The sequence below is a fragment of the Sulfitobacter litoralis genome (assembly GCF_900103185.1).
In the GTDB taxonomy this organism is placed as follows: Bacteria; Pseudomonadota; Alphaproteobacteria; order Rhodobacterales; family Rhodobacteraceae; genus Sulfitobacter; species Sulfitobacter litoralis.
Genome location: NZ_FNJD01000004.1, coordinates 137,186 through 163,412 on the forward strand (window position 1 = coordinate 137,186; position 26,227 = coordinate 163,412).

26 protein-coding genes are annotated in these 26,227 nt (G+C 57.8%); 11 read left to right on the plus strand and 15 right to left on the minus strand.

Annotated elements, in window-relative coordinates; all coding sequences use genetic code 11:
- Positions 1–139: 139 nt before the first annotated feature.
- Both rpsB and tsf read left to right on the plus strand, forming a co-directional pair.
- Positions 140–1,009: a 30S ribosomal protein S2 gene (rpsB, locus tag BLQ98_RS05185; protein WP_093732281.1), complete on the plus strand. Its 870-nt coding sequence runs from the start codon at positions 140–142 to the stop codon at positions 1,007–1,009.
- 126 nt (positions 1,010–1,135) lie between these two features.
- Positions 1,136–2,011 (plus strand): translation elongation factor Ts, encoded by an 876-nt coding sequence (gene tsf / locus BLQ98_RS05190; RefSeq protein WP_093732282.1) that lies wholly within the window; start codon positions 1,136–1,138, stop codon positions 2,009–2,011.
- 88 nt (positions 2,012–2,099) lie between these two features.
- On the opposite strand, the gene aroQ is transcribed toward tsf, so the two are convergent.
- Positions 2,100–2,537 carry a type II 3-dehydroquinate dehydratase gene (aroQ, locus tag BLQ98_RS05195; protein ID WP_093732283.1) on the minus strand — a complete coding sequence of 146 codons (438 nt, stop codon included), beginning with the start codon at positions 2,535–2,537 and terminating at the stop codon, positions 2,100–2,102.
- Between the two features lie 60 nt (positions 2,538–2,597).
- Complete coding sequence (locus BLQ98_RS05200) at positions 2,598–2,996, minus strand: rhodanese-like domain-containing protein (protein WP_093732284.1); 399 nt, start codon at positions 2,994–2,996, stop codon at positions 2,598–2,600.
- Positions 2,997–3,303: 307 nt separating this feature from the next.
- Between BLQ98_RS05200 and BLQ98_RS05205 the strand changes: the two genes are divergently transcribed.
- On the plus strand, positions 3,304–4,143 hold the full coding sequence (locus tag BLQ98_RS05205; RefSeq protein ID WP_093732285.1) for a fumarylacetoacetate hydrolase family protein: 840 nt from the start codon (positions 3,304–3,306) through the stop codon (positions 4,141–4,143).
- Positions 4,144–4,148: 5 nt separating this feature from the next.
- Here BLQ98_RS05205 and phoB read toward each other — a convergent pair whose 3' ends face one another.
- The 10 genes from phoB to BLQ98_RS05255 all read right to left on the minus strand — a co-directional run bounded on the left by phoB (position 4,149) and on the right by BLQ98_RS05255 (position 13,609).
- Positions 4,149–4,838 (minus strand): phosphate regulon transcriptional regulator PhoB, encoded by a 690-nt coding sequence (gene phoB, locus BLQ98_RS05210; protein ID WP_093732286.1) that lies wholly within the window; start codon positions 4,836–4,838, stop codon positions 4,149–4,151.
- Between the two features lie 4 nt (positions 4,839–4,842).
- On the minus strand, positions 4,843–5,550 hold the full coding sequence (phoU, locus tag BLQ98_RS05215) for a phosphate signaling complex protein PhoU (RefSeq protein ID WP_093732287.1): 708 nt from the start codon (positions 5,548–5,550) through the stop codon (positions 4,843–4,845).
- Between the two features lie 5 nt (positions 5,551–5,555).
- A complete protein-coding gene (pstB, locus tag BLQ98_RS05220) occupies positions 5,556–6,353 on the minus strand; it encodes a phosphate ABC transporter ATP-binding protein PstB (protein WP_093732288.1) in 798 nt (265 codons plus the stop codon).
- Between the two features lie 17 nt (positions 6,354–6,370).
- Positions 6,371–7,711, minus strand: a complete 1,341-nt coding sequence (gene pstA / locus BLQ98_RS05225; protein WP_093732289.1) for a phosphate ABC transporter permease PstA — start codon at positions 7,709–7,711, stop codon at positions 6,371–6,373.
- On the minus strand, positions 7,708–9,207 hold the full coding sequence (gene pstC / locus BLQ98_RS05230) for a phosphate ABC transporter permease subunit PstC (protein ID WP_093732290.1): 1,500 nt from the start codon (positions 9,205–9,207) through the stop codon (positions 7,708–7,710). Before pstC ends, pstA begins: the two co-directional genes overlap by 4 nt.
- A gap of 109 nt (positions 9,208–9,316) precedes the next feature.
- Positions 9,317–10,357 (minus strand): substrate-binding domain-containing protein, encoded by a 1,041-nt coding sequence (locus BLQ98_RS05235; RefSeq protein WP_093732291.1) that lies wholly within the window; start codon positions 10,355–10,357, stop codon positions 9,317–9,319.
- A 152-nt stretch (positions 10,358–10,509) separates the two neighbouring features.
- Entirely contained in the window at positions 10,510–11,553 is a 1,044-nt protein-coding gene (locus tag BLQ98_RS05240) for a sensor histidine kinase (RefSeq protein WP_093732292.1), read from the minus strand.
- A gap of 2 nt (positions 11,554–11,555) precedes the next feature.
- Positions 11,556–12,077, minus strand: coding sequence for a gamma carbonic anhydrase family protein (locus BLQ98_RS05245; RefSeq protein ID WP_093732293.1), 522 nt, complete (start codon positions 12,075–12,077; stop codon positions 11,556–11,558).
- A complete protein-coding gene (gene gmk / locus BLQ98_RS05250) occupies positions 12,074–12,715 on the minus strand; it encodes a guanylate kinase (RefSeq protein ID WP_093732294.1) in 642 nt (213 codons plus the stop codon). The genes BLQ98_RS05245 and gmk overlap by 4 nt, the downstream gene beginning before the upstream one ends.
- A gap of 3 nt (positions 12,716–12,718) precedes the next feature.
- On the minus strand, positions 12,719–13,609 hold the full coding sequence (locus BLQ98_RS05255) for a YicC/YloC family endoribonuclease (RefSeq protein ID WP_093732365.1): 891 nt from the start codon (positions 13,607–13,609) through the stop codon (positions 12,719–12,721).
- A gap of 262 nt (positions 13,610–13,871) precedes the next feature.
- On the opposite strand from BLQ98_RS05255, the gene BLQ98_RS05260 reads away from it, so the two are divergent.
- On the plus strand, positions 13,872–14,540 hold the full coding sequence (locus BLQ98_RS05260; RefSeq protein ID WP_093732295.1) for a PAS domain-containing protein: 669 nt from the start codon (positions 13,872–13,874) through the stop codon (positions 14,538–14,540).
- 90 nt (positions 14,541–14,630) lie between these two features.
- On the opposite strand, the gene BLQ98_RS05265 is transcribed toward BLQ98_RS05260, so the two are convergent.
- On the minus strand, positions 14,631–16,001 hold the full coding sequence (locus tag BLQ98_RS05265) for a class II 3-deoxy-7-phosphoheptulonate synthase (RefSeq protein ID WP_093732366.1): 1,371 nt from the start codon (positions 15,999–16,001) through the stop codon (positions 14,631–14,633).
- A 203-nt stretch (positions 16,002–16,204) separates the two neighbouring features.
- Here BLQ98_RS05265 and BLQ98_RS05270 point away from each other — a divergent pair, with 203 nt between their 5' ends.
- The gene (locus tag BLQ98_RS05270; protein ID WP_093732296.1) at positions 16,205–17,209 is read left to right on the plus strand and encodes a GlxA family transcriptional regulator; all 1,005 of its coding nucleotides are present in this window, start codon (positions 16,205–16,207) and stop codon (positions 17,207–17,209) included.
- Here BLQ98_RS05270 and BLQ98_RS05275 read toward each other — a convergent pair.
- The gene (locus BLQ98_RS05275; protein WP_093732297.1) at positions 17,206–18,300 is read right to left on the minus strand and encodes a PQQ-dependent sugar dehydrogenase; all 1,095 of its coding nucleotides are present in this window, start codon (positions 18,298–18,300) and stop codon (positions 17,206–17,208) included. The genes BLQ98_RS05270 and BLQ98_RS05275 overlap by 4 nt on opposite strands.
- Positions 18,301–18,459: 159 nt before the next feature.
- Between BLQ98_RS05275 and BLQ98_RS05280 the strand changes: the two genes are divergently transcribed.
- From BLQ98_RS05280 to BLQ98_RS05305, 6 genes are all read left to right on the plus strand, one after another.
- Positions 18,460–19,650 carry an ABC transporter substrate-binding protein gene (locus BLQ98_RS05280; protein WP_093732298.1) on the plus strand — a complete coding sequence of 397 codons (1,191 nt, stop codon included), beginning with the start codon at positions 18,460–18,462 and terminating at the stop codon, positions 19,648–19,650.
- 90 nt (positions 19,651–19,740) lie between these two features.
- Positions 19,741–20,520, plus strand: a complete 780-nt coding sequence (locus BLQ98_RS05285; protein ID WP_093732299.1) for an ABC transporter ATP-binding protein — start codon at positions 19,741–19,743, stop codon at positions 20,518–20,520.
- 133 nt (positions 20,521–20,653) lie between these two features.
- Positions 20,654–21,475: an ABC transporter ATP-binding protein gene (locus tag BLQ98_RS05290; protein ID WP_093732300.1), complete on the plus strand. Its 822-nt coding sequence runs from the start codon at positions 20,654–20,656 to the stop codon at positions 21,473–21,475.
- Positions 21,476–21,478: 3 nt separating this feature from the next.
- Positions 21,479–21,925: a hypothetical protein gene (locus BLQ98_RS05295; protein WP_244148372.1), complete on the plus strand. Its 447-nt coding sequence runs from the start codon at positions 21,479–21,481 to the stop codon at positions 21,923–21,925.
- On the plus strand, positions 21,925–22,935 hold the full coding sequence (locus tag BLQ98_RS05300; RefSeq protein ID WP_093732301.1) for a branched-chain amino acid ABC transporter permease: 1,011 nt from the start codon (positions 21,925–21,927) through the stop codon (positions 22,933–22,935). The genes BLQ98_RS05295 and BLQ98_RS05300 overlap by 1 nt, the downstream gene beginning before the upstream one ends.
- Positions 22,932–24,236 carry a branched-chain amino acid ABC transporter permease gene (locus BLQ98_RS05305; protein ID WP_093732302.1) on the plus strand — a complete coding sequence of 435 codons (1,305 nt, stop codon included), beginning with the start codon at positions 22,932–22,934 and terminating at the stop codon, positions 24,234–24,236. Before BLQ98_RS05300 ends, BLQ98_RS05305 begins: the two co-directional genes overlap by 4 nt.
- Positions 24,237–24,307: 71 nt before the next feature.
- On the opposite strand, the gene BLQ98_RS05310 is transcribed toward BLQ98_RS05305, so the two are convergent.
- On the minus strand, positions 24,308–25,858 hold the full coding sequence (locus tag BLQ98_RS05310) for a helicase HerA-like domain-containing protein (RefSeq protein WP_093732303.1): 1,551 nt from the start codon (positions 25,856–25,858) through the stop codon (positions 24,308–24,310).
- Between the last annotated feature and the right edge of the window lie 369 nt (positions 25,859–26,227).

The following is a 26,227-nucleotide window of genomic DNA, read 5'->3' on the forward strand; positions in this document are numbered from 1 at the left end:
CAAAACCGGACTATACGCGCGTCACTTAAACCCGCAGTCGGGGTTGGGCCTTTGGGGGAGAAATCCTCAAACGTCCGCCGGTTGGTCCCATTCTGGGATCGAGACCCCCGATGAGGCAAAACCGGAAAGGTATAAAGACATGGCTCTTCCTGAGTTCTCCATGCGCCAACTGCTTGAAGCAGGCGTACACTTTGGTCACCAAACACAGCGCTGGAACCCACGTATGGGTCCGTTCATTTACGGCGCGCGTAACGGCATCCACATCATGGACCTTACACAGACTGTTCCAATGCTGGATCAAGCTCTGCAAGTTATCCGTGATACCGTCGCCAAAGGCGGCAGCATTCTTTTCGTTGGTACCAAGCGTCAGGCTGCTCAGCCGATCGCCGACGCCGCAGAGAAATGCGCACAATACTACATGAACCACCGTTGGTTGGGCGGCACGCTGACAAACTGGCAAACTGTTTCCAAATCCATCCAGCGCCTGAAGTCCATCGACGAACAGTCCGAGCGTGGCTTTGGCGGTCTGACCAAGAAAGAGCGTCTTGGCATGGAGCGTGACCAGTTCAAACTGGAAGCATCGCTTGGTGGTATCCGTGAAATGGGCGGTCGCCCTGACCTGATCTTCGTCATCGACGTCAAAAAAGAAGCACTGGCCGTGGCCGAAGCGAACAAACTGGGCATCCCCGTTATCGCTGTTGTCGACACCAACTGTTCGCCCGACGGGATCGACTATATCATCCCAGGCAACGACGATGCTGCACGCGCGATCCACCTGTATTGCGATCTGGCCGCTCGTGCCGCGCTGGACGGTATGTCCGCTCAGCTGGGTGCTGCAGGCGTTGATATCGGTGCGATGGAAGAAGCGCCTGAAGAAGAAGCCCTGATCGACGGTGGCGTCGAAGTTGGTAACGCTTCGGAAGAAACCGTATCGAACGACGCAATGGCCAAAGACGCACCTCTGGATATCGAATCCAAGAAGGAAACGCTGGCCGACGCCAAGTCATAAGCGTCGCGAAATAGACGGGCAGGGGGCATGTTTCCCTCTGCCTGTCATACCAACATGACATGATTGAGACAGTGGTGCAGGACGTCCTGCCCCTCAATTTATCCCAATTCAAGGAGAACCAAAGCGATGGCAATTACAGCATCCATGGTCAAAGAACTGCGCGACACAACTGGTGCCGGCATGATGGACGCCAAAAAAGCGTTGACTGAAACAAACGGCGACATGGAAGCCGCCGTTGACTGGCTGCGCACCAAGGGTCTGGCGAAAGCGGCCAAGAAATCCGGTCGTACCGCAGCCGAAGGCCTCGTTGCCGTGAAGGTTGACGGCGGTCGCGGCGTTGCTGTCGAAGTAAACTCCGAAACCGACTTCGTTGGCAAAAATGCTGACTTCCAGAAAATGGTTTCCGGTATCGCAGACGTCGCAACCGGCGTTTCCGACATTGACGCATTAAACGCGGCTGATATGGGCGGCAAGCCTGTTTCCACCGTCATCACCGACGCCATCGCGAAAATCGGCGAAAACATGTCGGTACGCCGCATGCAGTCCATCGAAGGCGAACAGGTCGTGTCTTATGTGCACAACGCAGTGGCACCTGGCATGGGCAAAATTGGTGTTCTGGTCGCAATGACCGGCGGCAACGAAGAGCTGGGCAAACAGATCGCGATGCACATCGCTGCTGTAAACCCTGCGTCCTTGTCCGAAGCGGATCTGGACCCAGCTGTTGTTGAAAAAGAAAAGCAGGTTCAAATGGATATCGCACGCGAGTCCGGCAAGCCTGAAGCTGTGATCGAAAAAATGATCACCGGTCGTATGCAGAAATACATGTCTGAAGTGACACTGCTGAACCAAGCATTCGTTGTGAACCCTGACCTGTCCGTAGGTAAGGCCGCAGAAGAAGCCGGGGCGACCATCACCGGTTTCGTCCGTTTGGAAGTTGGCGAAGGCATCGAAGTCGTCAAAGAAGATTTCGCAGCAGAAGTCGCGAAAGCCGCCAAAGGCTAAACAGCTTTACAGCAAACACGAAAAAGGGCGAGGGTGCACCAGCATCTTCGCCCTTTTTCATTTAAAATCAGTTACTAAGGGGCGACAACTAAGCTTTCAAATGATCTCTCAGCGCGTCGAGCGCCATCAGATAGCCTGTGGCACCGAAGCCGCAGATTTGCCCCAGTGCCACTGGCGCGATGTAAGACCGATGACGGAATTCCTCGCGCGCATGGATATTGCTCAGGTGAACCTCGACCACGGGAAGCTCTACCGAAGCGATCGCGTCCATCAGCGCAATCGACGTATGCGTATAGGCACCAGCATTTAAAATAATCGCAGCATGCTTACCCTTGGCGGCGTGGATCAGATCGATCAGCGCGCCTTCGTGATTGGACTGATCAAATGCGATACCAAACCCCAGCGATTTCGCTTTATCGCGGCACATAGTTTCGATGTCGGCCAAGGTGGTTTTGCCATAAACATCGGGTTGGCGCGTGCCTATTAAGTTCAGGTTCGGACCGTTAAGGATCAGAATGGATGTCATAGTCGTGACCTTGTAATTACAGTATGATCGCCGAGGCGTAGCATAGGCGCTTTAGCGGAGTTAGTCTTTCTTTTCAGCGAATTCGACCGGACCACCGTGCTTTTCCCACGTTGAGAAACCTTCACGCAGATGCGCCGCGTCAAAGCCCATATCTTGCAGCGTTGCCGTTGTGATCGCAGAGCGCCATCCTGAAGCGCAGTGAAACACAAATGTTTTATCCTCGCCGAAGACCTCTTTGAAATACGGACTATCGGGATCGACCCAGAATTCGATCATGCCACGGGGCGCGTGAAAGCTGCCGGGAATATAGCCGCTGCGCTGGCGTTCACGGATATCGCGCAGATCAACGACCACGACGTCCGGGTCGTTCAGCATCCCGATCAGATCAGGCGTTTCGATCTCGCGGATCCGCGCGCGGGCGGCAGCAACCATATCCGCCGAAGACATCTTGAGCGTCATATTCATCCTTTCATCCTAGGGCTGTCGCCAGTCCGCATCGCGTCCTGTTGCATCAGCGTTGTTGATGTGGATTATGTCACGCAGAACAACAGGGTAAAGGGAGAAGCGGCGCGGACACTGTACCGATACTGCGGAGAACAAAATGGATGAAGATCCGGTGTTTTATGAATACTTTCAATGGGTAAATAGTCATTCCTATGAAACTACATTAGCCGTAGCTCACTATTATTTTACATAATATTGATTATAGGATTCAGATAATCCAGCGTCGCCTGCCTCTCACGCCCTTATAAATAAGGATAAAACAATGAAACTTTGCCGTATCGAAACCGCCGATGGCATCAAACCGGCGATCGTCGACGCAGATGGTGCTGCGCGTGACTTATCGCAACACCTTCCTGACATCGAACTTTCAAGCGTGGCACCCGCAGCGCTCGATAAACTGCGCAGCCTGGATATCGCGACGCTGCCCCTGATCTCGGGTCGTTTTGCGCCGGTTATCAATGACATACGTCGCATTTTGTGTATCGGTCTGAATTATTCAGACCACGCGGCCGAAGCTGGCATGGCTGTACCCGATCATCCCATCCTGTTCAGCAAGCTCTGTGCTGCGACAGGTGCCAATGAACCGATCATCATTCCCAAGGATTCAGAAAAAACCGATTGGGAAGTCGAGCTTGCGGTCATTATCGGCACCAAGGCGCAGCATGTATCAGAAGCGGATGCGTTGTCTTATGTGGCGGGCTACGCGACCTTCAATGACGTGTCGGAACGTGCCTTTCAGACTGAATTCGGCGGCCAATGGGTCAAGGGCAAGTCCTGCGACAGTTTTGCCCCCATCGGCCCGTATCTGGTGACCGCTGACGACGTTCCAGATCCTCAGAACCTTGATCTGTGGCTAGATGTGAACGGTACCCGCCGCCAAACCGGCAACACCAGCACAATGGTGTTTTCTGTGGCCGAAATTATCTCTTTTCTCAGCCGTTTCATGACCTTACGGCCCGGAGATGTGATCGCCACTGGCACACCGCCCGGTGTGGGTATGGGGTTCAAACCGCCGGTCTACCTAAAACCCGGCGATGTGGTCGAGCTTGGCATCGAAGGATTGGGCGATCAACGTCAAGAAGTCATTAAATACAATGGGTAAGCGCCCTACCCTAACGCATAGCCTGCACCGCGCACCGTGCGGATTGGATCATCGCCGCCGTGGGACGTCAGCGCTTTGCGCAGACGGGCGATGTGAACATCAACGGTGCGCGTGTCGACATAGATATCGCGCCCCCAAACGTGATCTAGCAACTGGTCACGGCTGAAGACACGGCCGGGCCGCTCAAGCAACGTCACAAGCAAACGGTATTCTGTTGGCCCCAGCTTTAGCTCGTTCGCAGCACGGTTTACACGGTGACGTTCTGGATCAAGCGTAATGTCGGCATAGCTGAGCGCCGCACCGGAGGACGCAGGTCGCACGCGGCGCAGCTGTGTGCGCACGCGGGCCATCAGCTCGCGCATCGAATACGGTTTTACCACATAATCATCGGCGCCCGTCTCCAGCCCGCGCACGGTGTCCACTTCTTCGGATCGTGCCGACAGCATGATCACGGGGATATTGCGCGTATCTTCGCGGGTCTTAAGCTGACGACAGACCTCTATCCCGCTTAACAGCGGCATCATCCAATCAAGGATAACCAGGTCGGGCAGCGCCTCTGCAACCAGCAAGATCGCTTCCTCGCCATTCTCGGCCCGCCGGACGTCAAACCCTTCGGATTCAAGATTATACGCCAGAATTTCGCGCTGTGCGGGTTCGTCTTCTACCAACAAGATCTGAGGTTGAGCGGCAGACATGGCCCTACCCCTTCAGCTTGGTGGAGGTATTGTCCGCCTTGGGGCGATCCTCGTCCGGATGGGTACCGGTTACCAGATAGACAACCTGTTCCGCGATGGATGTGACAAGATCGCCCATGCGTTCAACGTTCTTGGCAATGAAATGAAGGTGCATGCACGATGTGATATTGCGCGGGTCTTCCATCATGAAGGTCAGGAATTCGCGGAACAGCGCATTATACATCTGGTCGACGTCTTCATCCCGCGCGATCACATCCATAGCCAGTTCTGCGTCGCGCTGAACATAGCAATCAAGCGCGTCCTTGAGCATGGATTCAACCGTCTTACACATGCGACGAATGGCACCAGTACTGTCGGCAACAGCGGGAAGCTGCGCCAAAACGCTATTTCGCTTGGCCATATTTTTCGCATAGTCGCCAATACGTTCTAAGCTGGCGCTAATCTTGATGACGCTGAGGATCAAACGCAAATCAACAGCCGTCGGGGCACGCAGTGCGATAATACGGGCGGCGCGTTCATTGATCAGCTCTTCGAGTGCGTCAATGGCCTTGTCCCCGCCGCGCACCTGTTCTGCCAGCTCTTCGTCACGGGTTTCCAGCGATTGTGCGGCAAGGCGAATGGCATCTTCAACCATCCCGCCCATTTTCATGATCTGCGCTTGAACGCTTTCCAGGTCACGGTCAAAAGCAGAAGCAATGTGTTGTTCTTGCATGATACTTATCCAATCCGGCCAGTGATATAGCTTTCCGTCCGAGGGTCCTCGGGCGATGTGAAAATCTTGTCGGTCTCACCGAACTCAACCAGATTGCCGAGGTGGAAGAACGCCGTCCTCTGGCTCACCCGCGCGGCCTGTTGCATGGAGTGGGTGACGATCACCACCGAATAATCCTGACGCAGTTCGTCGATCAACTCTTCGACTTGCGCGGTCGCAATCGGATCCAGCGCGGAACAGGGTTCATCCATCAGCAGCACTTCGGGTTCGGTCGCGACGGCGCGTGCGATACACAGACGTTGTTGCTGACCGCCCGACAGGCCGGTGCCCGGGGCATGAAGGCGGTCTTTGACCTCATTCCAGATGGCACCGCGTTTCAACGCACGCTCAACGATATCGTCCAGTTCTGACTTATTGCGGGCAAGACCGTGGATGCGGGGCCCATAAGCAACGTTGTCATAGATCGATTTCGGGAACGGGTTAGGCTTTTGGAAGACCATACCGACCTTGGCGCGCAACTGTACCGGATCAACCGCGCTGTCATAGATATCTTCGCCATCAATCAAGATATCGCCTTTGACAGTGCAGATATCAATCGTGTCGTTCATCCGATTGATACAGCGCAGAAAAGTCGACTTGCCACAGCCTGACGGACCGATAAAGGCAGTGACCGTTTTGTCTTGGATATCAACCGACACGTCTTTGATCGCGTGGGTGTCACCATAGTAAACCTGCACGTTGCGGGCGGCGATTTTTGTTTTGTGAGTTGTCACGTCCGTCTCCGAAATTACGTTGTCTTTCATTGCCTTGCCTCTCATTCCTACCAGCGCCGCTCGAACCTGCGCCGCAACATGACAGCGATGGCGTTCATGGTGATCAAAAAGACCAGCAGGATGATGATACCGCCCCAAGCACGTTCATAGAATGCCGGATCAGCCCGTTTCGCCCATTCGTAGATTTGCGCCGGCATGGCAGAGTTGGGGTCCATCAGCCCCGATGCAATGCCGTCAGGCGGGTTCGACGCGATGAAGCCCACCATGCCGATCAACAGCAATGGGGCCGTTTCACCAAGCGCCTGCGCTAGACCGATAATTGTGCCAGTGAGGATACCCGGAGCAGCCAAGGGCAGCACGTGGTGGAACACCGATTGCATCTTCGACGCCCCTACCCCCAGTGCCGCATCACGGATGCTGGGCGGGACAGATTTCAGCGAAGCGCGGGTCGAGATGATGATTGTTGGCAGTGTCATCAGCGTTAGCACCAGCCCGCCCACCAGCGGGGCAGAATTCGGCAGGTGCATATAGTTGATGAAAACCGCCAGACCCAGAATACCGAAGACAATCGACGGCACCGCGGCGAGGTTAGAGATATTCACCTCGATGATGTCTGTCAGCAGGTTCTTGGGCGCGAATTCCTCTAGGTAGATCGACGCGGCGACCCCGATGGGCAGAGCCAGCGCCAGCACGACCAGCATCATGAACAGCGATCCGATCATCGAAACGCCCATGCCGGCGGCTTCTGGCCGTGCGTCCGACGCGTCAGAACCAGTGATAAAGTCGACGTTAAACCGTTTGTGCAGCGCCCCGTCCGCAATCAGCGCGTCCACCAGATCAAGCTGCTCTGTGTTGATGCTTTTGTCGTTGGCGATGCTCTCGCGGGTGACACGGCCCTTCAGGTATCCATCGACGCGGCTGTTGGTCAGGAATTCGAATTCCACCGCAGTCCCGATCAGTTCGGGGTTCGCCAAGACAAAGTCGCGCAGCTGTGCCGCCGCATCCTTGGAGATGATCGCGCCCATCTCCTTAGGCTTCAAATCTGTGGTGATCCCGGCCTCGGCCACCTTGGCCTCCAGTGCGGCAGCCATCAGTGGCGCATAGCCAAAGGTCGAAACTTTTTTGATCTCGTCCAGATTACGGTTGCCGTTCTTGTCCAGCTTTGCCTCAAGCAGTTGCACATTCAACGTAAGAAATGTCTGTTGAAACGCTCCTGCGCCGCGGCCGATGATTGTGGTCAGCAAGATTGCTAGCATCAGCAGGCCAACAGCAATGGCGGCGATGCCATAGGCTTTGAACCGGGCTTCGGCGCGGTTGCGTTTTACAGTACGTGCATCTGGTTTCAGCAGCGATTGGCGCGGCTTTGCGGGGTTGGGCATATCGGTCATTCGTACTGCTCCCGGTATTTGCGCACGATCAGAAGCGCTAGAACGTTCAGCCCCAAGGTCAACACAAACAGCGTCAGACCAAGGGCAAAGGCGACCAGCGTTTCAGGGCTGGCAAAGTCGGTATCCCCGGTCAGCTGGCTGACGATACGGGTGGTGATGGTGGTCATCGCTTCCAGCGGATTGCCCGAGATGCGGGCGATAGCCCCTGCCCCCAGCACAACGATCATCGTCTCGCCGATGGCCCGGCTTGCGGCGAGCAACACAGCCCCCACGATCCCCGGCAGTGCGGCAGGCAGCACGACCTGCCGGATCGTCTCGGAATGGGTCGCGCCCAGACCAAACGAGCCGTCGCGCATCGATTGCGGTACAGCGTTGATGATATCGTCGCTTAACGAAGAAACGAAGGGGATCAGCATGATGCCCATAACCAGCCCTGCCGTCAGAACAGATGTGGCCCCGCTCATCCAGTCGACCCCCAGAAGTCCGTCCTCGCCACGCCCAAAGACTTTTACCAGAAACGGACCGACCGTCAGCAGGGCAAACAGACCGTAAACGATTGTCGGGATACCCGCGAGGATTTCCAGCAAAGGTTTGGCAAAGGCGCGTACTTTGTTGTTGGCGTATTCAGACAGGTAGATCGCGGCAAAAAGACCGATCGGCACGGCCACCAGCAGCGCAATGAACGAGATATAGAGCGTCCCCCAGAGCAGCGGCAGGATCGACAGATCACTGTCGCCACGAAAGTTCGGAGCCCATGTCGTGCCTAGAAAGAAATCCTGCCATGGATGCAGGCGGAAGAAGTTCAATGTCTCGAACAACATCGACAGCACAATCCCCACAGTTGTCAGGATCGCCAGCGACGCAGCGAGCACCAGCAACCCAAGCAGGAACCGTTCCACCGTATTGCGCGCTCGAAAATCGGCGCGTGCGGTGCGCAGCGCGATAAACATCCCGCCCAATACAAGCACGCTGATCACAGCGATCATCAGCCAACGGCCGGTGACCTCCATGCTGCGATAGCGTTGCGCTGCCGCCAGTACCTCTGGCGTCACGTCAGACCCAAGCGCCACGCCGGTGCCTGCCAGAAGCGCGCGCACGTCTGTGGCGGTCACATCCATATCGCGGGCGCTGTCGGCATCCAGCGTGCCGCTTTGCACAGCAGCATCAAGCCCGTTGGCCACGCGGCGCACGTCGCTCATGACCAGGTTGACCGAAGACCCTTCGTTCACAGCGCTTTGCGGAATCATGTCGATCACTGCATTCTGAATCAGCATCGGCTGGACCAGCATCCAGATCGCCAAGACGAACAGCGCCGGAATGGCGGTGAGCATCGCGGCATTATAGCCATAGTAATTCGGGAGGGAGTGCAGCTTGCGCGCATCGCCCGAAACAGACGACATGACCCGGCTGCGTACCAGACCATAGGCAAGGACTGTTAATATCAAAACAACGGCAACTAAGAGCGTCGTTGATCCCACATTGAATAAATCGCGCATGGTGGCCCTCGGTCGTGGCCTATGTCAGGCCATCATTGTTTGGAAAGTATCAGTCCGGCAGCAAAAAACCGGAGACGCCTTGCAGCGCCTCCGGATCGCAAGGCAGGGTTTAGGAACCGCTGCCCAATACAGTTTCGTCAGCAACAACCGACTGTGTCTTCGCCAGTTCTGGGTCGGCAACCAGACCGTATTCGGCCAAAGGACCGTCGGGGCCTGCAATCTCGTCCGCCACGAAGAATTCAGCGTATTCCTTAAGGCCTGGGATCACACCGATGTGTGCTTTCTTGACGTAGAAGAACAGCGGGCGGGATACGGGGTAGTCGCCGCTCGAAATGGTTTCGACTGTTGGCTCTACGCCGCCCATGTTGGCAACGGTCAGCTTGTCGGTGTTGTTCTCGTAGAACGCCAGACCGAAGACGCCGATGCCGTCTTTGTTGCTTTCGATGCGCGCCAGCGTTTCGGTGTAGTCACCGTCGATGTCCACGGACACACCATCGGTGCGCAGCGCGATACATGCTTTTTCAGCGGCTTTCTTGTCGTCGCCATTCGCGGCTTTGAACGCTTCGAAGTCGCCGGTTTCTTCACAACCTGCCAGGATCACTTTTTCTTCGAAGACTTCGCGCGTGCCGTGCTTGGTGCCGGGGATGTAGGCCTGGATCGGCTGCTCGGGGAAGCTGGCGTTCACGTCGGACCACATTTTGTTGGGGTTCGCCACGATCTCGCCGTCGACAACGACTTCGGCGGACAGGGCTTTGTACCAGTCTTCGGGGGTGAATTCGAATGTGTTGCCATTGATGTGGGATGCAAAGACGATGCCGTCATAGCCGATCTGAACTTCGATGATGTCCGTCACACCGTTCGCGGCGCAGGCTTCAACTTCGGAGCTTTTGATCTGGCGCGAGGCGTTTGCCACGTCGATTGTGTTCTCGCCAACACCTTCACAAAAACGCTTCAGACCCGCCGAGGAGCCACCGGATTCAACAACAGGTGTCGGGAAATCGAAGTTTTCGCCAAAGGCTTCGGCAACGATGGATGCATAGGGCAGAACAGTGGAGGAACCGGCAACCTGTACCTGATCACGCGCGGCAGCGGCGGTTGCGGATACGGCGGCAATGGCCAGCGCGGAAGTGGTGAGTTTAACGAGCGACATGATGTCTCCTGTCAGCTTAGAATTGTCTGACCACCCCCATGGTGATCTTGCCGCAGCAATAGGCAAGCGACACTGAGCTTTTGTGACAGCCATGTTACAGTTTTATGACGCTGGCGGAAATTGTAAATTATTTTGGATCGAAACGTGACATTTCACGCCGCATCCAAGGGTAGAATCACCGTAAACCGTGCCCCATCTCCCAGATCAGAGGTAATTTTCAGCCGTCCGCGGTGCCGGTTCAGGATATGTTTTACAATCGCCAGCCCCAGCCCCGTCCCGCCAAGCGCGCGACTGCGGTGGCTGTCGGCGCGGTAGAACCGTTCGGTCAGGCGCGGCAGGTGGACAGGGTCGATCCCCGGCCCGTGATCGCGGACCGTGATCCTTACAGCGGGGCCTCGCAACGACGGGTCACGCAATGTGGTCTCTACCAAGATTTCGACCTCTTTCCCCACCCCACCGTATTTAATGCCGTTTTCAATAAGGTTCGTGAACACTTGCAACAGCTGGTCCGTGTCGCCCATCAGCGGCAGAGGATCGTCCCCCATCGTGGCCACCAGCGTCACATCTGCCTCTACGGCCAAGGGGTTAAGATTGCGCATGGTCGATTGCAGCACATAGCGCAGATCAACCTTGTCTGTCGGACGCACTCGTTCGTTTGATTCCACCCGTGACAACGACAGCAGATCCCCCACCAGCCGGTTCATGCGCTCGGCTTCTCCGGTCATGATGGTCAAAAACCTGTCCCGTGCGGGCGCATCGTCTCGTGCAGGGCCGCGCAGCGTTTCGATAAACCCCATCATCGCGGTCAGCGGTGTACGCAGCTCGTGGCTGACATTGGCGACAAAATCGCGGCGCATCTGGCTGGCGTTAGTGACTTGGGTGATATCCTGAAAGCTGAGCAAGACATAATTCATGCCCGTCACCTTGCGCACATGCACCCGAAAGGTCGTGTCATTGCCATTGTCGCTTGCCAGATACTGCGCCTCGCGCGGGGTGTCGTCCTGCTGGCATTGCTCGACCGCGTCCACCACTGCCGGTTGACGCAGGACGTTGATAAAGTGACGGTCCAACGCGCCCCGTCCCAGCAGCGCCTCGGCGGGCGCGTTCATCGCAACGATACGTTCGGCACGGTCAACGGCCAGCGTTGGTAAAGGCAGCGCCGCCAGCAAGTCCGGCAGATGCGGGCGCAGCACCATGCTCAGACGGGTTTAAGCTGGTTGGCAAAGCGCCGCGCGTTGTCTTGGTAGTGTTTCGCGCTGGCGGTCAGCCCTGCAATCGCCGCCGCGTCCAGATCGCGCACGACCTTGCCCGGCGCGCCCATCACCAGCGACCCGTCGGGGATCACCTTGTTTTCGGTGATCAACGCCCCTGCCCCGATCAGGCAGTTCCTGCCGATCTTGGCCCCGTTCAGGATCGTCGCCCCCATGCCGACCAGCGAATTGTCACCGATGGTACAGCCGTGCAGCATGACCTTGTGGCCGATCGTGCAGTTCTCCCCCACGGTCAGCGGGCAGCCCGGGTCCGTGTGAAAGACGCAGTTCTCCTGCACGTTACTGCCTTTGCCGACGAGGATCAGCTCGTTATCACCGCGCAGCGTGCAGCCGAACCAGACAGAGGCCCCTGCTTCAAGCGTCACATTCCCGATGACATTCGCATCCGGGGCGACCCATGCATCTGCGTGTACCTGCGGGGTGATGTCGGCCAAAGCGTAAAGCGTCATTTCGTGTCCTCGAATTCTGATTGCAATGCGCGCACATGATCGACCAGTTTCGGCTGCTGCGAAAGGCGCAATCTTTCGGCGGTGATGATCGACTTCAGCTTGGCCTCTGTCACCGTCAGATCGTCGTTGACCAGCACATAGTCATAGCCGGCCCAATGGCTGATCTCGTCCCAGCTTTTTTCCATCCGCAGGGCGATGGTATCGGGGGCGTCCTGACCACGGGTTTCCAGACGGCGGCGCAACTCCTTGATCGACGGCGGCAGGATAAAGATCGACAGCACATGCTGTTTGAGCGCCGAGTTGCTGATCTGCTGCGCGCCCTGCCAATCCACGTCAAACAGAACGTCGCGACCGCTATCGATCGCCTTTTGCACCGGTCCCTTGGGCGAACCGTAATAGTTGTTAAAGACCCGCGCGTGCTCCAGCATGTCGCCGTCGTTCACCATGGCGCGGAAATCATCCTCGGCAGTAAAAAAGTAATCCTTACCATCTACTTCGCCGACACGCGGGGCGCGGGTTGTAGCCGAAACAGAAAACTCAAGCGAGGTATCCCAATCGCGCAGCTTGCGTGCCAGCGTCGATTTACCCGCCCCCGAGGGCGAGCTGAGGATGATCAATAGGCCGCGTCGGTCGCTCATGTCTTACTCCACATTCTGCACTTGTTCGCGCATCTGGTCTATCACCGCCTTCAATGCCAGCCCGATCTGGGTCAGCGCGGTGTTTTGTGCCTTGGCGCACAGCGTGTTAGCCTCGCGGTTGAACTCCTGCATCAGGAAATCCAGCTTGCGCCCCACGGCCCCGTCCTGCGCAAGCAAGGCGCGGGCGGCATCCACATGGGCGTGCAGGCGGTCGATCTCTTCGGTGATATCGGATTTGACCGCGATCAGCGCCAGTTCCTGCGCCAGCCGGTCGGCATCCACGCCTTCAGCATTGTCCAGCACCCGTGCAAGATTGCGCTGGAGCGTCAGTGACACCTCTTTCTTGCGTGTCTGTGCCTGTGTTGCCGCTTGTGCTGTCAAATCCGCGACCTCTGACAACTGTGCCTCTAGCACCCGCGCCAAGGCCGCCCCTTCACGCGCGCGCATGGCGTTGAAGTCTTCAACCACCGCAGGGAACTCGGCCAGCAGCGTCGCACAAAGGGCCGCCGCGTCATCCACCGTCGTCGCCTGTTCCAGCACGCCGCGCATGGTTACGATGTCCGTCGCTTTGGACGGCGCCAGCGAGATACCCGCGTCCATCGCGCGTGCTTCGATCTGGTGCAGGGCGTCTAAAACGGTTTCAAGCTGATCTGCGTTCACCGTCAATGCGCCGCCGCCATCCTCGCGCGTTATCCGCAGATTGCAGGTGACATTGCCACGGGCGATGGCAGTGGTCAGTTGTTTGCGCAGACCTGCCTCGAGCCCGTCGACCCAGTCCGGCACACGCAGTCGCAGATCAAGCCCCTTGCCGTTGACCGACCGGAGTTCCCAGCCCCAGCTATGCGGGCCGGACGCCCCACTTGCCGAAGCAAAACCCGTCATCGAACGTATCATGGCATGGTCCTTGTCGATTGCGATCTTTGCGCGCCTTAAAAGCGAAAGAACCAAATGGGGCAAGTAAAAAGCCATTCCCCGTCCGCTGGTGGGTTTTGGTAGGCTGATGTGCACGCTTTAATTCTGCGCGAAGCTTAATGGTCTATTAACCAAGTTTACTGTTTTATCTACAAACCACCGCTAATTTGACTAAACCCTTTGGAATTCTCCTGGCACCGCACTGCCGACACTTCGACCGCGACGATTGCAAAAAGGCTATTTCATGACACATCTTCCCCCTTTGGGCGACCACCCCCAAGTCGTACCACGTCGCAGGATGCCGCCGTTTTCCCCTGCAATGTCCGAGGTGCAGGCCTATTGGCAGGGGCTATGCCGTGGTCAGCCGGTTCCGTTCCGGTCCCAGGTCGACCCCTCCGAAATTGCCAGCCTGCTGGATCGTGCCTTTGTGCTTGAGCGAAAACGATCCGAGGTCGCCCGCTTTCGCATTACGGGATCCTATCTATGCGATGCTATGGCGATGGACCTGCGCGGGATGCCAATGATTTCGCTGTTCGCCCCGTCCGAGAGACGCCGGTGCAGTGATTGGCTTGATCAGATCCTCGCACAGCCCGCAATCGGGGAAATGACGCTCATCGGTCAGGACGCCACTGTTCATGCCCGGATGCTGGTGCTGCCGTTGCGCAGCGACATGGGTCAAATCGACCGGATGCTTGGTTGCCTGGAGTCTACGTCAAACGCCAGCGCATACCCGGGCTTCTATAAAATTGGTGATCTGGCCACCACCGCGATCCCACGCCCCCCACGGGCCTATCTGACCCGCGATACCTGCGCGACTGCCACCGATGGGTTTGCCAACGCCGGTGTCGGTTACACCACGCAGGGCCCGCGCGCCCGTCCGTCTTATCTGAGGCTGGTCAAGTCTGACGTTTAGGAACAATCAGGACCGCCAAGCCTTCTGATCAATGAAGAAGGCCGCGCATCTGCTCTGCACGGCCTTTAATTTTTTCAATGTCTGCAGTGCTTAACCGGCCGCTTTAACCTGCTGGCTGGACCGGCGTGCCGAAAGCTCCTCCGCGACGAGGAACGCAAGTTCAAGCGACTGACTGGCATTCAAACGCGGGTCGCAGGCGGTGTGGTAGCGATCTGACAGGTCTTCGTCCTGCACGGCGCGTACACCGCCGGTGCATTCGGTCACATCCTGTCCCGTCATCTCGAAATGCACGCCACCGGGTACTGTGCCTTCGGCCGCATGAACCGCAAAGAACTCGCGCACTTCACGCAGCACGGAATCAAACGGACGGGTTTTATAGCCACTCGAGGATTTAATCGTGTTGCCGTGCATCGCGTCGCAGGTCCAGACGACATTCGCGCCCTCTTCCTGCACGGTTTTGATCAAACGCGGCAGGTGTTCGCCGACATTGCCGGCCCCGAAACGCGCGATCAGGGTCAGACGGCCCTCTTCGTTTTCAGGGTTCAGCTTGTGCATCAACAGCTTGAGGTCGTCGCTGGTCATGGTCGGGCCGCACTTCAGGCCGATCGGGTTCTGCACGCCGCGGGCAAATTCCACATGCGCGCCGTCGGGTTGACGGGTACGGTCGCCGATCCAGATCATGTGACCGGAACCCGCCAGCCATTTGCCGGTCTGGCTGTCCTGACGGCACAGCGCCTCTTCGTATTCCAACAGCAGCGATTCATGGCTGGTATAATATTCTACCGATTGCAGCGTATGAGCCGTCTCGGATGTCACGCCAGCGGCCGCCATGAAATCGAGCGTATCTGAAATACGGTTCGCGATCTCGCGGTATTTCTCTGCTTTTTCGCTTTCGGTAAAGCCCAGGGTCCAGCCGTGCACCTGATGCACGTCCGCATACCCACCGGTCGAGAACGCACGGATCAGGTTTAACGTCGCTGCAGCCTGCGTGTAGGCGCGCAGCATCTTTTTGGGGTCCGGAATACGCGCCTCTGGGGTAAAGGCGAGCTCGTTGATGATGTCACCACGGTAGCTTGGCAGCTCTAGGCCATCAACGGTCTCTGTCGCTGCGGAACGCGGCTTGGCAAATTGGCCTGCCATCCGGCCAAGTTTGATCACTGGTACTTTCGCACCATGCGTCAGCACAATCGCCATCTGCAACATCACCTTGAAGGTGTCGCGGATCATGTCGCTGCTGAATTGCTCAAAGCTTTCGGCACAATCGCCCCCCTGCAGCAAGAACGCCTCGCCGCGACCGGCGGCCGCCAGATGCTTTTTAAGCCGCCGCGCTTCGCCGGCGAAAACCAACAATGGATAACGGGACAATTCAGCTTCGACCGCGCGCAGCGCGTCCTGATCAGGATAGTCGGGCATCTGGATCCGCGGTTTGTCGCGCCAGCTTGATTTTGTCCAATCGGTCATCATTTTTCTCCGAAGTCCGCAGCGCCCAGAGTGACGGGCGCAAAGAAGGTGAATGTGTGGTATATAAAGATCAGGCTCAAGTGACCAGAACCGAAATTCAACCTATTGACCTTCGCCGCCGGTCATGGCCAAGTTTTCGGCAGGTTTTTGAGGGCATCGCCCACTTTGCCCCCATAAATAACCCAAACCTGAAAGGCTGCGTGATGACTGACACCCGTCTGGCCAACCGCTTTCCCACTGACGCAGAAAAGACACGCCGGTTTGTCTTTGTGTTGTTGGAAGATTTTACACTGCTGAGCTTTGCTTCGGCGGTCGAATGCTTGCGGATCGCTAACCGTATGTCCGGGCGCACGGCCTATGACTGGCGCCTAATCGGCGAAGACGGCGGACGCGTGCGCTGTTCGGCGGGGGCGGAATACACGCTGGACGGCAGTCTGGATGAACTGCGCCGCGAAGATACGTTGGTTGTGTGCAGTGGTATCAACGTGCAGGCAGCGACCACTAAAAAGCTATTGGGCTGGCTACGCCGCGAAGCCCGCAAGGGCATGATGGTCGGTGGTCTGTGTACCGCCGCATTTACGCTGGCCAAAGCCGGTTTGCTGGACGGTAAAAAGGCCACGATCCACTGGGAGAACCAGGACAGCTTTAGCGAGGATTTCGAGGACGTAATCCTGACCAAGTCCGTCTTTGTGGTAGACGGGAACCGGATGACAACTGCCGGTGGGACGTCGTCGATCGATCTGATGCTCAAGCTGATTGCCGATGATCTGGGCGAGGATCTGGCGAATGCGGTTGCTGACCAATTGATCTATAGCTCCATTCGGACCGACCAAGACACGCAGCGTCTGTCCGTGCCGACGCGCATTGGCGTGCGCCACCCCAAACTCGGGCAGGTCATCCAGATGATGGAGGCCAATATCGAAGAGCCGATCAGCCCTTCGTCGCTCGCGCGTGATGTAGGCATGTCCACGCGGCAGCTGGAGCGCCTCTTCCGTCGGTATCTAAGCCGCAGCCCCAAGCGTTATTACATGGAACTACGTCTGCAAAAATCCCGCAACCTGCTGATGCAAACCGATATGAGCGTGATCAATGTCGCACTGGCTTGCGGCTTTGCGTCCCCGTCGCATTTCTCAAAGTGCTACCGTGCACATTATGATACGACACCCTATCGTGAGCGCGGATCACATGCCGCCAGGCCGGTCGCCTAATCTGTGCCGATCCGGTAGACTGCGCCGTTCCCGACCGAGATGAACCAGATCGCGCCGTCCGGTGCTTCGACAATGTCGCGCACGCGGGCGGTTTCGGGGGTTTTGATCTGGGCGACCTCACGCAGCGGAGCCCCCTTAAGGCGCGCGATGTAGTTGAACTTGAGCGACCCCACCAAGATATCACCGCGCCAGTCCGGAAACATCTTGCCAGAATAGACCAGCAACCCCGAAGGGGCGATGGACGGGTCCCAGTAGTATGCGGGCTGTTCCATCCCTTCTTTCGTGGTGCCTTCGCCTATTTTCGCACCGGAGTAGTGCCGCCCGTACGAAATCACAGGCCAGCCATAATTCGCGCCCTTGCGCACGGCGTTAACCTCGTCCCCGCCGCGCGCACCGTGCTCTGACACCCAAAGCTTCCCGCTCGGGTCAAGCCCCGCCCCTTGCGGGTTGCGATGCCCGTAGGACCAGATTTCAGGCAGCACGCCGTCGCGCCCGACAAAGGGGTTGTCCTGCGGCACGCTCCCGTCGCGGTTCACGCGAACGACTGATCCGTTGTGCTGGCCCAGATCCTGCGCCGCCGGTCTGTCGCCGCGCTCTCCGATGGTGACGAACAGTGTCCCGTCACGCGCCTCTACGACGCGGCTGCCAAAGTGCTGCCCCTTGGACGATCCCCGCGACATGCTGAACAGATCACGCACATTTTCCAACCGACTGCCGTCTGGCGACAGCTCAGCAGCGGCGAGCGCGGTACCAGCCCCGCCGTCAAGCGCCTTGGCATAGGTTAGGAAAACGGTCCGGGTCGTGTCAAAGTCGCGCGCAAGGGTGATATCAAGCAAACCACCCTGACCTGCATCCACAACCTGCGGCGCCCCCGCGACCTCATAGAGGGTACCGTCACGGGCGCGCAGCAACCGGCCATCTCGTTCAGTGATAAGTACGTCACCTCGGGGGAGCACCGCCAACGCCCATGGCGTATCCAGCCCTGATACCCGCTGTTCGATCGTCATTTCTTGCGCAAAGACGTATGGTGCCCCAAAGACCATCGCGCCCAACGACAGCGCCAACGCCCGTTTCACAACCCTGCGGATCATGGCTTTCTCTCCTGATACACCCCGTTGATGTAAAGCTAGAGCATGCAGCGCTATGATCCACATCGTCTTGCGCCAGTTTACCTTTGGACAACGCTTTTCTTTTCTCAAATCGGCGCATAGGTTCTTTTGCAGAACACGATGTTCAACAGGGAGAATAATATGAAAAAGATGCTTATGGCCACAACGGCTGCAGCATTGCTGGCCACCAATGCCTATGCCGATGCACACAGCAAAGATGTGAAGCTCGGCGTGATCTTTGGTTTCACCGGCCCGATTGAATCGCTGACCGGTATCATGGCGGAAAGCGCCGAGCTTGCCATGAAAGAAGTCACCGACAGCGGCATGCTGATGGATGGGGCCACGGTTTCGGCCTCGCGCGCTGACACGGGCTGCGTGGACAACGCGCTTGCGGTGTCCAGCGCTGAACGTCTGATCTCCGAAGGGATCAACGGCATTGTGGGCGCGGCTTGCTCTGGCGTGACTGGTGCGGTCTTGCAAAACGCGGCCTTGCCAAACGGGATGGTGATGATCTCGCCCTCCGCCACGTCCCCCGGCCTGACATCGATGGACGACGACGGTCTGTTCTTCCGCACCGCGCCTTCGGACGCCCGTCAGGGTGAAGTCATGGCCGACGTGCTGATGGAAGAAGGCATCAAGCAGGTCGCAGTCACCTATACCAACAATGACTACGGCAAGGGATTGGCGGACGCATTCCAGCAGGCCTATGAAGCCGCTGGCGGTACGATCACCATTTCGGCGGCCCACGAAGATGGCAAGGCCGATTACTCTGCTGAAGTTGGCGCGCTGGCCTCTGCCGGTGGCGACCGTCTTGTTGTGGCGGGTTATGTCGATCAGGGCGGCTCTGGCCTCGTGCGTGCAGCTATCGATTCCGGTGCGTTCGACACATTCCACTTCCCCGACGGGATGATCGCGGCGAACCTTGAAAATAACTTCGGCACCGAGCTGGACGGCTCGACCGGCCAACACCCCGGCACCGACAGCCCCGGCGCTGACAAATTCACCGCGCTTGTCGACGGTGCGTTTGATACGACATCGCCTTTCGCTCCTGAAAGCTATGATGCAACCGCGCTGTTGATGTTGGCGATGCAGGCCGCGGGCTCCACAGATCCGCAAGTCTATAAGGATCAGATCATGTCGGTGGCCAATGCCCCCGGCGAAAAGATCTATCCCGGCGAACTGGGCAAAGCGCTTCAGATCCTCAAGGACGGTGGCGAAGTCGATTATGACGGCGCAACTGCGGTGGAGCTGATCGGACCCGGCGAATCTGCTGGCAGCTACCGTCAGATCAAGATCGAAGGCGGCAAAATCACGACGGTTCAATACCGCTAACATCTCATAACATGACAGAAAACAGCCCGCTGCACTGCAGCCGGGCTGTTTTTGCAACGGGGCTTGGGCTCTGCACGGGGAGACATAGTAATGATCGTCGTAGACGACATCCATAAACATTTCGGCGGGTTTCACGCCGTGGAAGGTGCCAATCTGACCATTGGCAAAGGCACGATCACCGGCTTGATCGGCCCGAACGGTGCGGGCAAAACCACGCTGTTCAACGTCATCGCCGGCGTGCTCAAGCCCACGTCGGGCCGTGTAACCATGGACGGCGAGGATATCACCGGCCTGCCCCCGCATACGCTGTTTCACAAGGGGTTGCTGCGGACCTTCCAGATCGCCCATGAATTTTCATCCATGAGCTGCCGCGAGAACCTGATGATGGTGCCCGGTGATCAGGCCGGCGAAACGCTGTGGAACACATGGTTCGGACGCAAGCGCATCGCAGATCAGGAACGCGCCCTGCGCGCCAAGGCGGACGAGGTGCTCGAGTTTTTGACGGTCGAACAACTGGCCGAGCAAAAGGCGGGGCAGATCTCGGGCGGTCAGAAAAAGCTGCTAGAGTTGGGGCGGACCATGATGGTCGACGCGAAAATCGTGTTTCTGGACGAAGTCGGTGCCGGCGTGAACCGCACGCTGCTGAACACCATCGGCGACGCGATCATCCGCCTGAACCAAGAACGCGGCTATACCTTCGTCGTCATCGAACACGACATGGATTTTATTGGCCGCTTGTGTGATCCGGTGATCTGTATGGCCGAGGGCAAAGTTCTGGCCCAAGGCACACTGCCCGAAATCAAAGCAAACGAGCAAGTGATCGAGGCCTATCTGGGCACCGGGCTCAAGAACAAGGCTGTGTCTGCATGAGACGCCCGCGGGCTGCATCGCCCCTCTGTGCGGGACTGGCCCTGCCGCAGACAGCAGCGGTTTGGACAGGCGAAAATTCCTGTGACGCGACGGTCCCCTGTGGCGGCCTTGATACCGAAAGAAAGAAACCGACATGAGCAACCCATATGGCGATCGGGGCAACAAGGACCTATCGATCGCGAACCCCAAAGGCCAAGGCACCGCGCAACCTGTCAAAACCGGCGGCAAGAGCCACCCTGCGCCGGGCGGGCCGTTCTTGATCGGTGACACGATGACGGGTGGCTATGGCAAGGGCCCGGATATTCTGCACGGCTGTACAATCGCTGTCGAAAAAGGCGAGATCGCGGTTATCGTCGGTCCCAATGGCGCGGGCAAGTCCACCGCGATGAAAGCCGTGTTCGGCATGCTGGATGTCCGACAGGGTCATGTGCGTCTGGACGGCGAAGACATCACCGCGCTGTCACCGCAGGACCGTGTGGCCAAGGGCATGGGCTTTGTGCCGCAAACCTCGAATATTTTCACCTCGATGACCGTCGAAGAAAACCTCGAGATGGGGGCCTTCATCCGCCGCGATGATTTCCGCGATACGATGGCTCAAGTCTATGACCTGTTCCCGATCCTCAAGGAAAAACGCTATCAGCCAGCGGGTGAGCTGTCGGGCGGCCAACGTCAGCAGGTGGCCGTGGGTCGCGCGCTGATGACCCAGCCCAAAGTTCTGATGCTGGACGAACCTACCGCCGGTGTCTCGCCGATCGTGATGGACGAGTTGTTTGACCGTATCATCGAGGTTGCCCGCACCGGCATTCCGATCCTGATGGTGGAACAGAACGCCCGTCAGGCGCTTGAGATTGCGGATAAGGGATATGTTCTGGTGCAAGGGGCGAACGCTTTTACTGGTACAGGCAAAGAGCTTTTGGAAGATCCCGAAGTTCGTAAATCCTTTTTGGGGGGTTAAGCGATGCGATGGACCCTTCCTCTGGCTCTTGTGGCCTTTGCAGAACCCGCCTTAGCACAGGAAAGCACCGACGCGGCACCGCCTGCCCCAGCGGCCGGCACTGTTTCATCAACACCGCCAGAGCCGTTTCAGCAAACCATCGCCATCGGCTGCCACTTTGTCTGGGAGTGCGTCGAAAACGAACCCTGTACAGAGACAGAGTTCTCCCCCGACGTCACCGGCACCGCAGGCGGCGCATCTGCTGATGCGCTGGCGGTTCAATCACAAATGGTCAGCGACGCCGAAACCGTCACGCTGACTGGCACGAAACAGGATAAGGCGCTGTCCCTGACGGGCGGTGGGTTTGACGCCCGCCACCTGCTTAGCATCGCCGCCGACGGGGCATCCCGTTACACCGTGCATTACGCTGATGGGCCTATCGCCATCAGCTATCTAGGGACATGTAAATAATGGACTTACTTAACGCTTTTGTCGCCTTGGCCAACTATGTGCTGGTCCCGGGCATTGCTTACGGGTCGCAACTGGCGCTTGGCGCGCTTGGGGTGACACTGGTTTACGGTATCTTGCGGTTCTCGAACTTTGCCCATGGCGATACCATGGCGCTTGGGGCCATGTCGGCAGTGCTGATCACGTGGGGGTTCCAGTCGCTGGGGCTGAGCCTGGGGGTCTTACCGACCGCACTGCTGGCCCTACCATTCGCGATCATCATCACTATCGGGCTGCTGCTTGGCACCGACAAGCTGGTCTATAGCTTCTACCGCGAAAAGAAGGCCAAGCCGGTGATTTTCGTCATCGTCTCGCTGGGGGTGACTTTCGTCTACAATGGCATCACCCGCTTCATCATCGGTGCAGAGGATCAACGCTTTCTGGATGGCGAACGCTTCATCATCTCGGCGCGGGACTTCAAAGAGATGACCGGTCTCGAAGAAGGGCTGGCGATCAAGACCACCCAAGGGCTGACGGTTGTTACGGCTGTCATCGTCGTTGCCGCGTTGTTTTGGTTCTTGAACAAGACGCGGTCGGGCAAATCCATGCGCGCCTATTCCGACAACGAAGATCTGGCGCTGCTGTCGGGCATCAACCCTGAACGGGTGGTCATGATCACATGGATCATCGTCGCCTGCCTTGCGACCACCGCGGGCGTGCTTTACGGGTTGGACAAGTCCTTTAAACCCTTCACCTATTTTCAACTGTTGCTGCCGATTTTCGCCGCCGCCATCGTGGGCGGGCTTGGCAGCCCCATCGGAGCAATCGCAGGCGGTTTTGTCATCGCGTTTTCCGAGGTGACAATCACCTACGCGTGGAAGAAAGTGTTCGGCTACCTCGCGCCCGAGGGGCTTGCCCCCGACGGATTGGTCCAGCTTCTGTCCACCGACTATAAATTCGCCGTCAGCTTCGTGATCTTGTTGATCGTGTTGCTGTTCAAACCCACAGGTCTATTCAAGGGGCAATCGGTATGAACGAGACAGTCAAAAACACCGGCCTTTTCGCCATCGTCGCGGTTCTGATCGTACTGACCGGCGTGACCCAAAGCTGGAACGCCGCGCTGCTGATCATTGCGATGGGGCTGATTTCAAGCATCATGGCGCTTGGGGTAAACCTGCAATGGGGCTTTGCAGGACTTTTCAACGTGGGCATCATGGGGTTTGTGGCACTGGGTGGTCTCGCCGCTGTGCTGATTGGTATGCCCCCCTCCGAAGGGGCTTGGTCCGCGGGCGGCTGGGGCATTGTCGCCGCCTTGCTGATGGGGGCTGCGACGATCCTGCTGGCGGTTCAAGTGATGAAGCGCATGGCCAAGGGCTGGCTCCGCACGCTTCTCGTGCTGGCGGTTCTGGTCGGCGGGTTTTTCATCTTTCGCGCTCTGCTCGACCCTTCGGTCAGCGCGGTAGAGGCCGTGAGCCCCGCCACCACAGGCTATCTTGGCGGGCTTGGCCTACCGGTGATCTTTGCCTGGCCGGTTGGCGGGCTGTTTGCCGCTGGTGCTGCCTGGCTGATCGGAAAAACCGCCCTTGGGCTGCGGTCGGATTACCTTGCGATTGCCACCTTGGGCATCGCGGAAATCATCATCGCTGTGCTCAAGAACGAGGACTGGCTGTCGCGCGGCGTCAAGAATGTTATCGGCATCCCGCGCCCTGTGTCCTATGAGATCGACCTGCAAAACGACGCGGGCTTTGTGGCACAAGCGGCTGGGTTCGGGTTCAACCCTGTGGAAGCGTCAACGCTTTGGGTCAAGTTCTTGTACGTTTGCCTGTTCGCCGTGGTGCTGCTGGTGCTCATGTGGCTGAGCCAGCGGGCACTGAATTCGCCTTGGGGCCGGATGCTGCGCGCGATCCGCGATAATGAAGTTGCAGCCGAAGCCATGGGCAAGGATGTTACCGCGCGGCATTTGCAGGTGTTCATCCTCGGCTCCGCCATCTGCGGCATCGCCGGGGCGATGATGACCACGCTGGATGGCCAGCTGACGCCCGGATCCTATCAGCCGTTGCGGTTCACCTTCCTGATCTGGGTCATGGTAATCGTCGGCGGTTCTGGCAATAATCTGGGGGCCGTGCTGGGGGGCTTTCTGATGTGGTATCTTTGGGTGATGGTAGAACCCATGGGCCTGTGGCTGATGCAGATGGTGACCGCGGGCATGTCTGATGGCTATTGGCTAAAAGACCATTTGATCGACTCCGCCGCCCATATGCGGTTGATGACCATGGGCGCAGTGCTGCTGCTGGTCCTTAGGTTCAGCCCGCGCGGATTGATCCCCGAGAAGTAAAAGAATAGGCTTTATCCCCTGCGGGATAAGGCCTGCCTTCGGCGAGGATTTAGGTCCATTTGGAAGGGGCATCAGCGCCCTTTGAACAACCCGCCCAGAATACCACGCACAATGCGGCGGCCGGTTGTGCCCTTAAGCTCTTTGATCACCACGCTCGCGATGGCACCGCCGAAGCTGTCATCGCTTTTGGTCGTGCGTTTCGCCGTGGATCGTGTCACCCGTTTGCCAGCATAACGCCGCGCTGCGTTGAATTCACGCAGGGCTGGCGATGTGTCTTCGGCTTCCGCTTGCTCTTCGGCCTGTGCCGCTTCTTTCGCGGCATCCTCTGCCCGTTTGGCCAACATTTCGAAAGCCGAGGCGCGGTCGAGGCGGGTGTCGTATTTCCCAGCCATCGGGCTTTGCGCCATCAGGGCAGCGCGGGTGGCAGGATCAAGGGGGCCTAGCTGCGAGGACGGCGGACGGATCAAGGTCCGCTCGACCACACCGGGTATCCCCTTTTTCTGCAGCATCGACGTGACGGCTTCGCCCACGCCGACCTCGCGGATCGCTTCTTCGGTCTCGAAACGCGGATTGTCGCGGTAGGTTTGGGCGGCGAGACGCAGGTCTTTGCGGTCTCGGGCGGTAAAGGCGCGCAGGGCATGCTGGATACGGTTGCCCAACTGGCCAAGGATATCTTCGGGTACATCGGCGGGGTTTTGCGTGATGAAATACACCCCCACCCCTTTGGAGCGGATCAGACGCGCCACCTGTTCCACCTTATCTACCAGCGCTTTGGGGGCGTCATCAAACAGCAAATGTGCTTCGTCAAAAAAGAAAACAAGTTTGGGTTTCTCCGGATCGCCGACCTCGGGCAGTTCCTCGAAAAGTTCGGACAGCAGCCACAGCAGAAAGGTCGCATAAAGTTTTGGGGCTTGCATCAGCTTGTCAGCGGCGAGGATGTTGATAAAGCCGCGCCCGTCCGTGTCGGTCCGCATCAGATCGCTTAGCGCTAGCGCAGGTTCACCAAAAAGGTCAGCCGCCCCTTGGTTTTCAAGGACCAGGAGCCGCCGCTGGATCGCGCCCACGGACGCCGCAGACACATTGCCATAGCGCAGAGCCAGCGTAGACGCGTTCTTGCCGATCCAGACTAGCAGGGATTGCAAATCTTTCAGGTCCAGAAGCGGCAATCCGTCTTCGTCGGCGACACGAAAGGCGATGTTCAAAATGCCCTCTTGCGCCTCGGTCAGGTCCAACAGCTGCGCCAGCAGCAACGGGCCCATCTCCGAAATCGTCGTCCGGACGGGATGGCCCTGTTTGCCGTACATATCCCAGAAGGTCACAGGGAAAGCGCTGTAGTCGAAATCGTCAAAGCCGATGGTTTGCGCGCGCTCGGTAAAGGGGGTGTGCAACTTATGGCTGGCGGATCCGGCCTGCGCGAGGCCAGATAGATCGCCCTTTACGTCAGACAAGAAGACCGGCACCCCAGCCGCAGAGAAGCCTTCGGCCAGAATTTGCAACGTGACCGTTTTGCCCGTGCCCGTCGCCCCCGCGATCAGACCGTGACGGTTGGCATAGCCGATGTTGAGAAATTGTTTGGTCGCGTAGGCTTCGCCACCCCCGCCGATGAAAATATCATTTGTCACGTATTTAAGTCCTTTTAGGCCAATAGCCTTCAGTCAAAGTGCAGGGTGAGCATACAAACTTAACCTTTTCACACCATAGTGATTTTGTCGCCGATCGTGATGTCCTTTTCGTATCGGCGACACTTCCTCCCTGTCAGACTTGGCCGTGCCTTCGGGTACGGCCCTTTTTTCATTGTGGCCAAGTTTACCGGTCTGAAACGATTGTGAAATTTTATGTTGACGGTTCATCAATGCTTTCGTAACCTGCCCTTAATAGGTCGGCCAAGTCCGACGGGGAGAACGAAGAACAGGGAAAGGGGCGCTTTGCGCCCTTTTTTCTATTGCGCCCCCCAATGGGCCGCCTGCCGCCTTAACCCCCGATGAAATAGG